We start from the raw sequence: 12680 nt of genomic DNA, 5'->3' as shown, positions 1-12680 counted from the left end.
TATATCTTATTTAAGCCATGCACATACTTTAAATATTATTAAATACTTAAACAAACATGTATTTAATAAATGTAAAGACTAAAAGCAGCTGCAGCCTTTCTGAATCAACATATAATAATGATTCAAAAATAATACTATCCTATGTGGGAAAGACAGGTAAATATTTTAATTCTATTTTCGGATACTTTGCAGTAAATGATGATTTTAAGGAAAAATATCATAAAGATTTCAATAAAATTAAATTCACTGCTGGAAAGAATTTTATAGCATTCAGTGGGAATAAAAGGGGCCATGGCATCATGAATGCAATTGCTGAAAATGATGCCATGCCAATTTTCCCCTTTTTTTCTTTCACAGGTCTTGAACATTATTTTATAGTTACATATGATAAAAATTCTATTGAAGGCATATTTAATTCAATATCAAAATCGCATAATAAAATAATAGAATACGATTACGTAAATCTAAAATCAGGGGATGGCATCCTTGATATTTCAAAAAAGATATATTCTATGGTTCACACATTAAAAATAACCGCACTGGAGAGAAAACTTATAAAGGAAGCACTTCAGAATGGATATTATGAATGGCCAAGAACATACAGCCTGCAAAACATAGCAGATGAATACGGACTCTCAAAGCCAACGGTTTTATTCCACATAAGAAATGCAGAAAAAAAGATAATTGAATCCATTCTGGACTGATTGACGGTATAATTAATATAAATTTATCATTTAAAATATTCATAAAAATATCTCAGGTTAAGTTAATATATAAAATAATTATATTAAATTATCATGTCTGGGATATATGAGTGCCTGAAAAATGTCAAATGTAACCATCCGGAAAAACATCTTGGCATGCACTTTGAGAATGGAAGTTATGTTATAAGGGCATATCTACCAATAGCTGTTAATGCCTACGTAATTATTAATGATAAAAAATATAAAATGATTGAGACCGATAATAAAATATTTCAGGCCAATTTTAATGATAAGATTAATAAGTATATGATTTCATATACTGACAGTTCAGGTTATGAGCATAAATATTATGATCCATATAACTTCAGGCCTGCAGTATCTGATTATGATATTTACCTTTTTAAGGAGGGCAAACTTTTTGAATCATATAAGACCTTTGGTTCACATTTAATTGAAATTGATGGGGTTTCTGGCTGCAATTTCACTGTTTGGGCACCCTCCGCCCTTTCAGTTTCAGTTGTTGGAAATTTCAACCACTGGACGCCCGGAATGCATCCAATGATTAACATAAATGACTCAGGCATATGGTCTATTTTTATACCAGGTATTTCAGAAAATGAGGTTTATAAATATGCAATAAATACAAGCAGTTTTGGGATTAAAATGAAAACAGACCCATATGCATTTTATACTGAAAAGAGACCAAGAACATCCTCAATAGTAATCGGCCATGATTTTAACTGGAATGACAGCGAATGGATAAATAAAAGAAATATTTTGGGATACAATGATCCCGTATCAATTTATGAAATGCACCTTGGTTCCTGGAGGAAAAATGGCGATAAATATTACAGTTACAGGGAAATAGCACCAATGCTGATTGAATATCTTAAAAAAACCGGATTTAATTATGTGGAATTTATGCCATTAACTGAATACCCGCTGGATATATCCTGGGGATACCAGGCCGTGAATTATTATGCACCCACATCAAGATACGGCAGGCCGGAGGATTTAAAATACCTTATAAATGAGCTGCACAGGAATGGCATTGGGGTAATACTTGACTTTGTTGCGGCACATTTTCCGGATGATGATTATGGATTATACATGTTTGATGGCACACACCTGTATAATTACGCAGATCCCAGAAAGGGAAGAACCCCGGACTGGGGAACAAATATATTTGATTTTGGCAAAAATGAGGTCAGGTCATTTTTAATCTCTGCAATTATGTACTGGATTGATGAATTTCATATAGATGGCATCAGGGTTGATGCGGTAACATCAATGATATATCTGGATTTCTCCAGAAAACCAGGGGAATGGATTCCAAATATATACGGTGGAAACATAAACCTTGAGGCTGTATCACTATTAACAGAGCTTAATTCAACGGTGCATGAAAAGTATCATGGGGTCATAACAGTTGCCGAGGAATCAAGCACATATAAGGGAATAACGTCAAGGTCTGGCATCGGCTTTGATTACAAATGGAATATGGGATGGATGCATGATACACTGGATTTTTTTCATACAGACCCGCTTTACAGGAAATATAACATTGGGAAATTAACCTTTACAGTAATGTATGCATACAGTGAGAGGTTTATACTGCCAATATCACACGATGAGGTTGTTTATGGCAAGGGTTCACTTTATCAGAAGATGCCCGGTGATTATAACCTAAAAATATCCAATATTAGATTATTTATGTCGTATATGTTTGCATATCCGGGCAAAAAATTACTATTCATGGGAAATGAATTTGCACAGAAGAATGAATGGGATTCAAATTCACAGCTTCAGTGGAATGCCATTGGAAAACCTGAGGAGGGTTTATTAAACCTGATTAATGACCTCAACAGTTTATATAAAGAATATGACGACCTCCATATAGATGAAAACTTTTCATGGATAGATTTTAATGATGTAAATAATACCGTGATCAGTTTTATGAGGGGAAATATAGTATGCATATTTAATTTTACACCTGTTGAAAGGGAAAATTATGCAATAGGTGTTGACAGTCCTGGAACATATACAGAAATTTTTAATAGCGATTCATCAAGGTACGGCGGTTCAAATCATATAAATAAAAATATAGAATCATGCAATTATTCAATGCATGGGAGAAAATATTCAATAGAGATAAATTTGCCACCATTATCGGCCATTTATCTGAGGAATGATGCGTTATGACGGCTCCAATTGCAATAGAGAATGTAAGGCCTGAAATTAACTGTGGAAGGTATCCGGCAAAAACAATAGAAGGACAGGATTTTTATGTCAGTGCCGAGATTTTTAAGAGCGGGCATGACCTTGTATATGCTGTGCTAAAATACAGGAAAAAGGGTAAGAGAAGGTGGAATATAATCCCAATGGACTCAAATCCAAATGATATATTTACTGCAAAATTTAAAACGGATGGCATTGGTTTCTATGAATATACAATTGAGGCATGGAAGGATTCATACGGCAGCCTCCTGAAGGATATACAATCATGGTACAATGCAGGGGAAAATGTGGAGGAGGACCTAAAAGTTATCATGGAAATTATAAAATATTCATATAATAATTCAAGGGGGGATGATAAAAAATTTTTAAGGTCAAGCATAAATGAATTTAAAAAATTAAATGTGGATAAAAAAATAGAGATGCTTAAGGATCAAAATTTTTCTGCCATAGTCAAAAAATATCAGAAAAAACCTGAAAAAACTGGTTACTGCAAAAATCTCTGGCTCATATCTGATCCAGTTTATGGTGGCTATGCCTCATGGTATGAGCTCTTTCCAAGGTCTCTTGGAAATAATGGCAGATCAGGAACGCTTAGGGATTTAATTAATCATTTAGGCTATGTAAAATCCATGAATTTTAATGTAATATATTTAACGCCAATACATCCAATTGGGATAACAAACAGGCGTGGAAAAAACGGTTCCAGAACTGCATCACCTGGTGACCCTGGAAGCCCATGGGCAATAGGCAATTCCTCAGGGGGCCATTATTCAATTAATCCCGAGCTTGGTACCATGGATGATTTTGAAGAACTGCTAAAATCGGCCGAAAAACTCGGCATTAAAATAGCCATGGACATTGCATTTCAGTGTTCGCCTGATCATCCATATGTTCATGATCATCCTGAATGGTTTTACCACAGGCTTGATGGTTCCATAAGATATGCAGAAAATCCTCCAAAAAAATATTATGATATTTATCCTTTAAATTTTGAAATAAAAAATAAAAAGGCACTATGGAATGAGATGAGAAATATTATTATATACTGGATAAACCATGGCATAAGAATTTTCAGAATAGATAACCCGCACACAAAACCACTGGATTTCTGGGAATGGCTTTTAAATGAGATTAAGTCAAGGTATCCGGATGTTGTTTTTCTTGCCGAGGCATTTACAAAGGAGAACCTAATGTTTGAGCTTTCAAAGCGTGGATTTACAATGTCATACACATATTTTACATGGCGCGTTACGCCTGAAGAAATTATATCCTATTTTTCTGAATTAAATTCAGAACCATTAAATTACTTTTTCAGGCCAATGCTGTTTACCAATACACCGGATATTCTTGGAAAGGATCTATGGAAGGGAAGAAATGAATTTATCATAAGGGCGGTTCTGGCATCAACGCTATCGCCATTATGGGGCATTTACTCAGGATTTGAATTATGTGAAAATGATCATCTGGGGGATACTGAAGAATATTTAAATTCTGAAAAATATGAAATAAAACATAGAGATTTTGATTCTCCTGGCAATATTAAAGATATAATTTCAAAGCTTAATATAATAAGGGAGGAAAATCCTGCGTTAAAAACACATGGCAATATATATTTCTGTGAAACAACGAATAATTCCATACTGGCGTATGCACGATATTCTCAGGATTTTAAAAATATAGTTCTTGTGATACTAAATATGGATACGGATAATGTACAGTCTGGTTATGTAAGGGTTCCATTGGGGACGCTTAAAATTAATAATTATATTTATGATGCAGTTGATGTCCTAAACAACAATAAATATAAGTGGAATGGTGAATATAATTATGTCCGGCTTATTCCTGGAAAAAGGCAGGCCCATGTAATGGTGATAAAATGCTAGATGACGGCAATAAACTATGGTACAGGGATGCCATATTCTATGAGGTTCCTGTAAAATCATTTTATGATTCCAACGGTGATGGCATTGGCGATTTTAGGGGGCTCACAATGAAACTTGGTTACCTTAAAAACCTTGGTGTTGACGCTTTGTGGCTTTTACCCTTCTATAAATCGCCCCTTAAGGATGATGGTTATGATATATCAGATTACTATTCAATCCTACCAGAATACGGTACCATAGATGATTTTAAACAGTTTATAGAAACCGCGCACTCAATGAATATAAGGGTAATAGCCGATCTGGTTTTAAATCATGTTTCTGACCAGCATCCATGGTTTGTGGAGGCCAGAAAAAGCAGGGACAGCCCAAAAAGAAACTGGTTTATATGGAGTGATACTCCTGATAAATTCAAGGAGGCCAGAATAATATTCATAGACACTGAAAAATCCAACTGGGCATATGACCAGGAATCGGGACAGTACTATTTCCACAGATTTTATTCCTCACAGCCAGATCTTAATTATGATAATCCCGAGGTAAGGGAGGAGGTAAAAAAAATTATCAGGTACTGGCTGAACCTTGGCCTGGATGGCTTCAGGGCCGATGCCGTGCCATATCTTTTCAAGCGTGAGGGCACCAACTGTGAAAACCTTCCAGAAACACATAATTTCTTCAAGGAAATAAGAAAAATGATGGATAGTGAATATCCTGGAACAATACTTTTGGCCGAGGCGAATCAGTGGCCAACGGATGCAAGGGCATATTTTGGCAATGGGGATGAATTCCATATGGCATTTAATTTTCCATTGATGCCAAGAATTTTTATTGCACTTGCAAAAAGGGATTATTATCCGATAGAGGATATTATAAACCAGACGCTTCCGGTTCCAGATAACTGCGACTGGTGCACGTTTTTAAGGAACCATGATGAGCTCACACTCGAAATGGTTACTGATGCCGAAAGGGATATAATGTTCAGGGAATATGCCAAGCTGCCAAAAATGAGGCTTAATCTTGGAATCAGGCGCAGGCTTGCACCCCTTGTGGATAATGATATAAATACAATAGAACTCCTTAATGCATTAATATTCTCACTGCCTGGAACGCCAATTATATATTACGGTGATGAGATAGGCATGGGTGATAATATTTATTTGGGTGACAGAAACGGTGTAAGGACGCCCATGCAGTGGTCATATGATAGAAATGCTGGATTCTCAACCGCAGATTCCGAGGAACTTTACTCACCCGTAATTACAAATCCAAATTATAATTATGAGAGCGTAAATGTTGAGGCCGAGATGCGGCTGAATTCATCGTTATTAAAATGGATGATCAAAATAATCAATATAAGAAAGGATTACAAGGAACTTCTTGGCAGGGGGTCAATCAAATTTATAAATCAGAAAAACAAAAGGGTTCTTGTTTATATAAGGGAATATGAAAACCAGAGAATGCTATGCCTTTTTAACCTCTCCAGAAGTCCAACCTATGTTGAACTCGATTTGCATGAATATGCAGGATTGAAGCCAATAGAGGCCATAACAAAGGCAGCATTTCCAAGAATAGGTGACCTAAATTATTTCATCACAATGACCCCAAGGTCATTTTTCTGGTTTAATTTAATAGTGCCCGAACGTGACGATTCATTTGACCTGGTGGATGATTATGATCAATCCTGAATCAATCTTAAATAATGAGGTAATAAATTATATAAAATCACGGAGGTGGTTTTCAAATAAAAATGATGAAATTACAGGTGTAAGTGTTTATGATTCATTTAATGTTGATAATTTTCTACTTTTGATATTAAAATTCCAGACAAATATGGGCAATTATCTTTATTATTTCCCTGTTAGCATAGGCTCCGGAGAAATTTTAATTTCCTGCCAGGATAACAATAAAATTTATGATGCATTTTATTCCAAAGATTATGCAGATGCCATTTTAAGGCTATTCATGTCTGAAATTGAATTAAAGGGAAAAAATGGCATTTTAGGATTCATAAAAACACAGTTTTTCAATTTTAACAATTCTGACAATTTTGCGACAATAAAGGCAGAACAGAGTAACAGTTCATTCATCATGGGAAATATAATCTGCAAAAATTACAGATTTCTTCAGTATGGTGAGAACCCTGATATAAGAATGTCTGTTGTATTGATAAAAAATGGATTTGATAATGTGCCTGCACCCATGGGATATGCCGTTTACACATCACGTTCCGGGAATATTTACTTAATAAATATATCAGAATATATTTATAATTCAATAGATTTATGGTCATATTCAAATAAAAAAATATCATCTATATGCAGTGAGGCCTCAGATTACAGTGAACTGGAGAAAAAAATAAAAGGTTTTTTAACTGGAATGGCAGGTGACCTTGGAACATTAACAGGAAGGATGCACAGGGTACTTTTTTATTCAGGTGAGGAGGATTTTATTCCAGTTCTGGCCACCATGGATGATTTTTATTCTGTTATGGAAGAAACAATTAATAATCTGAGAGAATCTGGACTTATAGAAGATAGCATTATAGAAAGTTTAAAAAATAAATTAAATATTATGATAAAAAGTCTCGATTACACCGGTATATATAAGATAAGGATACATGGTGATTATCATCTGGGCCAGATAATATATTCAGAAAAGTACTATGTTATTGATTTTGAGGGAGAGCCCCTTAGAAAACTTTCAGAAAGATCAGTAAGGCAGATACCCCTGAGAGATGTTGCGGGCATGCTCAGATCATTGAGCTACCTTATTTATTCATCATCATGCATCAGGCCCGATGATATAAATGAGATATTAGACAATGTTTCAGTCAAATTCGTAAATGCATATAAAAATGTGATGTGCAGTATCGGTATTATGCCAGAGTATTTATTTAACTCCATTGACCTCTTTTTGCTTCAAAAAGCCTCATATGAACTATTATATGAAATTAAAAACAGGCCATCATGGATAGGCATACCGTTAAATGAAATTAAAAGAATTTATAAAAAGTTATGTCTTTAAAATAGTTTTCTCGCAGCGGTATCAAGTCCCTCAAACGTCATTGGGTGCTGGTGTGCCATCTCTGCAAAATCCCTTGCTGTAAGGCCATTTTTAACTGCAAGTGCTATTTCATTGATGACGTTCCCTGCATCGTTTCCTATTGCATAACCACCTATAATTTTCATACGTTTGTCAACAAGCAATGTTATTTCCCCGTACATTTCATCAAAGGCCTCGGCAAGTGTATCCTCCTTCAGATCATATTTAACCTCTGTGTATTCAATATTATTTCTTATGGCATATTCAGGTGTAATGCCAACATAGGACATCTGTGGTATGGTATATAATGTATACGGCACACTTAAGGGATCATAGTAATCAGTTAACTTTCCATCAGACATTATATTATGGGCCGCAACCAGGCTCTGGCGTTTTGCCGCATGGAATAACGGGGTAATGCCATTCACATCCCCTGTGGCATAAATATTTTTTATATTCGTCTGCATTCCAGAATTTACCTTTATGCCATGTCTATCATATACTATTCCAATTTTATCAAGTCCATCCGGGAAAACAGGTTCACGACCTGTTGCCATTATTACCGCATCAGCATAAATGCTCTCCCTGTTACCATTATCCTGTAACAAATTAACCTTATACCTTTCATTGACCTTTTCTATTGATTTAACCTCATTATTAAAATAAACATCCATCTCCGGCAGCAGGGGATAGAGCTTATCAATAATTTCCTTATCCATATCTATAAGAATTCTGTCCTTTACCTCAACCAGTTTTACCCTGGAACCAAGGATTGATAAAAATGATGCTGTTTCAAGGCCAATGTATCCGCCACCTATTATAACAACAGAATCTGGAATTTTTCTGAAACTTGGATTTATTCTGAATATATCACCACTTACATATGCATATTCCTTTCCTGGTATGTCTGGAACAAATGTATCTGTTCCAGTGCCTATTATTATATAGTCTGCACTGTAAAGCTTTTCCAAGCCATCAGCATTAACCTTTACTGTATGTTCGTCAACAATGTACGCTGCACCCCTTAAAAGCGTAACTCCTGAATTTTTAATCTCACGATCGTGATTGGCATATCTTATTTTCTGAACTGAATCCTTTCTTTCAATTATTTTTTCATAGTCAATATTAAAGCTATAAAATTTTTTAACTCTGGCGTAATTGTGCACGTTTTCAATGATTGTTTTTGATGGGACACATCCCTCTGAAAGACAGTTTCCAGATAGGACACCCTTTTTGTCGACCATTAACACACTGTAACCGGACTGGTCAAGCCTGAAGGCGGCAGGATAGCATGCCCCACCAGCACCTATTGTAATTACATCGTAATGTTCCATAACTTAAATATAATAGAACTATAAATAACATTTACCATAAAATTAAATTTATTTATTTTTTCCTCATTAATACACTTCCCATATCAGAAAATCCTTTGGATGTGTAATATACCCTGTGGCAGCTGGGGCAAACATACGCCTCAAAATCCCCTATATATTCATTATTTTGATGGTAGGGGGCATTCTTTAATTGCATATCAATATTGCAATGTGGGCAGACTTTTACATTATTTATTTCCATAATTTTTATAATATAATGAAAATACTTAATGTTTTTTTATTATAAAAAGTAAAAACATCTTATATACTTCATTCATACTTTTAAAAATGCTGGAATCCAAATCATTGGTTAAAAAATGTTTTACTGTTCTGGGGTATTAAATTCCAGTCCTTTATAAATCTGTTAACATTCATTAATGTTTCCGGGTGGTCGAGCATCTGTTTTAATACTCCATATGGTGCTGTAACAGCGTCAACACCTGCCATTCCGCACTCGATAATCTGAACTGGATTTTTAATTGCAGCCCCCATTATTTTTGTTTTCATATTATAATTATTAAACATGGTTCTTATTGTTTGAATAACCTTATATGAACTGTTACCTGAATCATCTATGCTGCTTAAATATACAGTTGAATATTCAGCATTATTTTTTGCTGCGGCCAAAGCCTGCAGAGGGGTAAATATTGTGGTTGCGTTAATTTTAATGCCCCTGGATCTTAATGAGGCCATTGCAGCCATCCCATTTTGTGTAACTGGAATCTTAACTATTACATTAAGTCCAAGAGAATGTATTTTCATCGCCTGTTTTAAAATGGTGTCGTATTCATCTGATGTTACCTGTATGTGCACCTCACCATTAACATGTTTTATAATATTGTTAATGATCCCCGCAGTATCATTATTGTCATCCACTTCCTTAGATAAGATTGACGGATTTGTTGTTATGCCATCCAGAATGCCGTAACGGGCTATATTATTTATTTCATCAATATTTGCTGAATCCAGAAATATTTTCATTGTAACCTAATTTACATACATAATTTATATTTAAGTGTTTATTATATTTTTATAAATAATTCATTGAATTTAAACTAAATTTTTCTTATAAAGCTTGAAGACCTTAAATATTTTAAAAATAGTTCCTGGTACAATGCAGCATTTTGGGATGGTTCAAAAACTTCATGATAATCCTGTTTAACGTCATGCCCCATTGATATTAGGGCAGCGCCGTATGCTGTGCTGTTCACATTGCCTAAATAAACAGTTTTATTGAAAACATCTGATATTATTTGAACCAGCAGTTTGCTTTCTGCACCACCACCGGATATTACTATTTTTTCTGCCCCCTGATTCATCTCTTTATATACATGTTTTAAATTAAATGCTATGCCCTCCATTACAGACCTTATTATGTCATTTCTGCTGCTGCCTGAACTAATGCCGGAGAATGATGCACGAACGGTGCTTGAATTAAATGGTGATCTCTCACCGTTAAGGTATGGAAAAAATAGAATGCCATTGCTTCCAGGGTCTGAAGACATGGCGAGTTTCTCTGATTCCTTATAACCTAAATTTAAAATGCTATTTATCCATTTTAATGATAATGCACCTGACTGTGTTACACCCATTAAATGCCATTTATTTTTTTGTGCATGGCAGAATAAATGCAGTGAATTATTTTTGGGAATTTTATATTCCTTTAAAAGCTTAAAAACGACACCGGATGTGCCAAGTGTTATACCGAGGTCATTTGGTCCAAGCCCCATCCCTATGGCAGATGCCTCCTGATCACCTGCACCGGCCCTTATTTCTATTCCATCATAATATGAATCAGTATCGTATGATTCATTTAAATCCCCGAATATTTCTGGATATATGTCTAAATGTTCAAATATCCGGGTCCATGATCTTTTTTTAACATTTAAAAGATATGTGCCTGATGCATCAGTTACATCTATGGATTTTTTCCCTGTTAAATAATATTTAACAAAATCCTTTGCTATAAATGCATTTTTCATCTTTTTAAAATTTTGTTTTTCATTATATTTTATCCATAAAAGTTTAAGCAGGCTGAAATTTGAGAGTGGGTAATTTCCAGTTTCATTAATTAAATTTTTTAACCCATATTTTTTGATAAGAAATTGTGAGTATTTATATCCTCGGAAATCTGACCATAAAATGGCATTTCTCACTGGCTTTTCGTAGTCGTCTGTTATTACAAATGTGTGCATCTGGCCTGTAAAGGCCATTGATTCTGGCCTTTCAGGCAGTGATTCCATGATTTTTTTAAATCCGTTTATCCAGTCATATGGGTTTTCCTCTGCATAACAATTATTAAAATAAATCTTATAATCTATTGATTTTTCAAAAATTATGTTTCCTGAACTGTCAATCATAACTGCCTTTATTGCATTTGTACCCACATCTATGCCGAGATAAGACATTTATGAATTTAATATATTTTTTTATATAAACTTATTTAATAAATCTGGTTTAAAAATTTAATGAATCTATAAATCAACTATAGTTTTAATATATTTTGCATACTCACCGTTTTCAAGGTAATCAGGAAGCTGTTCCAGGCCTATGTGTTTTTCTGTAAGAGGTTTCATCCTTTCACGGTATTTTTTTATTATGCTAATGGCAGTTTCAAATGTATTCCTGTATCTAAAAATCCCATGAACAGTGATCTCATTTGATGTTATTTTTAAATTGTTTAGGCCATCTTCATTACCCATTCCAATCAGAAAAATGTCACCGCCCCTTTTTACATGTTCAAGGGCAAATTCTGAGGCAAATCCACTGCATTCAAAAACAGCATCAAATTTGTCCCTAATTTTATCATTCAAATAGGCATTAAAGCCACATTTACTGGCATAATCCATCTTTTTTGGATCCACATCACTTAATGTTACACTGGCACCACTTGATTCCGCAACAAATGCAGTCAATATACCAACGGAACCGGATCCTGTAATGAGTACAGAATCACCGGGTCCTATAAGGGACTTTCTTACTGCGTAAACACCAACAGACATTGGCTCTGCAAGGCTTGCCTCTGAGGTTGAAAGCCCTTTAGCATTATAAACAAAGCCCTCAGGATGAACAATATATTCCCTCATTGAACCATCAACCGGAGGTGTGGCAAAGAATTTAATATCGGAACATAGATTGTATCTTCCAGATCTGCAATAAATGCATTTCCCGCATGGTATTCCGGGTTCTATGGCAACAACATCACCACGTTTAATATTATCACCATCAGATTCTGCTATTCCTCCAGTTTCATGGCCAAGTATCATTGGGGATTTTAAAATAAAATCACCAATCCTTCCACTGGAATAATAATGAACATCAGAACCACAGATACCCACTGATTTTACCCTTATCTTTACATATCCATCCGGTACATAATCCGGGTTCTTTATATCCCTGATTTTTAAATTTTTTTGGGACTCCAGTATTGCCGCCCTCATTAT

General features: G+C 34.8%; 10 protein-coding genes. 5 read left to right on the top strand and 5 right to left on the bottom strand.

What is annotated here, in order from left to right; all coding sequences use genetic code 11:
* The first annotated feature begins 56 nt into the window (after positions 1-56).
* The 5 genes from AOG55_RS08060 (at position 57) to AOG55_RS08040 (ending at position 7846) form a co-directional block, all read left to right on the top strand.
* Positions 57-704: a helix-turn-helix domain-containing protein gene (locus AOG55_RS08060; RefSeq protein ID WP_048101284.1), complete on the top strand. Its 648-nt coding sequence runs from the start codon at positions 57-59 to the stop codon at positions 702-704.
* Between the two features lie 93 nt (positions 705-797).
* Complete coding sequence (gene glgB / locus AOG55_RS08055; protein WP_054963948.1) at positions 798-2906, top strand: 1,4-alpha-glucan branching protein GlgB; 2109 nt, start codon at positions 798-800, stop codon at positions 2904-2906.
* On the top strand, positions 2903-4825 hold the full coding sequence (locus AOG55_RS08050) for an alpha-1,4-glucan--maltose-1-phosphate maltosyltransferase (RefSeq protein ID WP_055041150.1): 1923 nt from the start codon (positions 2903-2905) through the stop codon (positions 4823-4825). Before glgB ends, AOG55_RS08050 begins: the two co-directional genes overlap by 4 nt.
* A complete protein-coding gene (gene treS, locus AOG55_RS08045) occupies positions 4819-6507 on the top strand; it encodes a maltose alpha-D-glucosyltransferase (protein ID WP_054963950.1) in 1689 nt (562 codons plus the stop codon). The genes AOG55_RS08050 and treS overlap by 7 nt, the downstream gene beginning before the upstream one ends.
* Positions 6494-7846, top strand: coding sequence for a hypothetical protein (locus AOG55_RS08040; protein WP_156318808.1), 1353 nt, complete (start codon positions 6494-6496; stop codon positions 7844-7846). The genes treS and AOG55_RS08040 overlap by 14 nt, the downstream gene beginning before the upstream one ends.
* Here AOG55_RS08040 and AOG55_RS08035 read toward each other — a convergent pair.
* The 5 genes from AOG55_RS08035 to AOG55_RS08015 all read right to left on the bottom strand — a co-directional run.
* Complete coding sequence (locus AOG55_RS08035) at positions 7843-9198, bottom strand: dihydrolipoyl dehydrogenase (RefSeq protein ID WP_055041149.1); 1356 nt, start codon at positions 9196-9198, stop codon at positions 7843-7845. The two genes, AOG55_RS08040 and AOG55_RS08035, sit on opposite strands and share 4 nt — an antisense overlap.
* Positions 9199-9250: 52 nt before the next feature.
* Complete coding sequence (locus AOG55_RS08030) at positions 9251-9439, bottom strand: hypothetical protein (protein ID WP_048101290.1); 189 nt, start codon at positions 9437-9439, stop codon at positions 9251-9253.
* A gap of 101 nt (positions 9440-9540) precedes the next feature.
* Complete coding sequence (locus AOG55_RS08025; protein WP_048101291.1) at positions 9541-10218, bottom strand: transaldolase family protein; 678 nt, start codon at positions 10216-10218, stop codon at positions 9541-9543.
* Between the two features lie 74 nt (positions 10219-10292).
* Positions 10293-11645: a xylulokinase gene (locus tag AOG55_RS08020; protein ID WP_052656710.1), complete on the bottom strand. Its 1353-nt coding sequence runs from the start codon at positions 11643-11645 to the stop codon at positions 10293-10295.
* 66 nt (positions 11646-11711) lie between these two features.
* A partial coding sequence (locus AOG55_RS08015; protein WP_055041148.1) for an alcohol dehydrogenase catalytic domain-containing protein occupies positions 11712-12680 on the bottom strand: 969 nt, incomplete at its 5' end.

Origin of the sequence: Acidiplasma cupricumulans (genome assembly GCF_001402935.1) — an archaeon.
Classification (GTDB): domain Archaea; phylum Thermoplasmatota; class Thermoplasmata; order Thermoplasmatales; family Thermoplasmataceae; genus Acidiplasma; species Acidiplasma aeolicum.
Note: the sequence above shows the minus strand (reverse complement) of the source record. Positions and strands in the feature narration are given on the sequence as shown.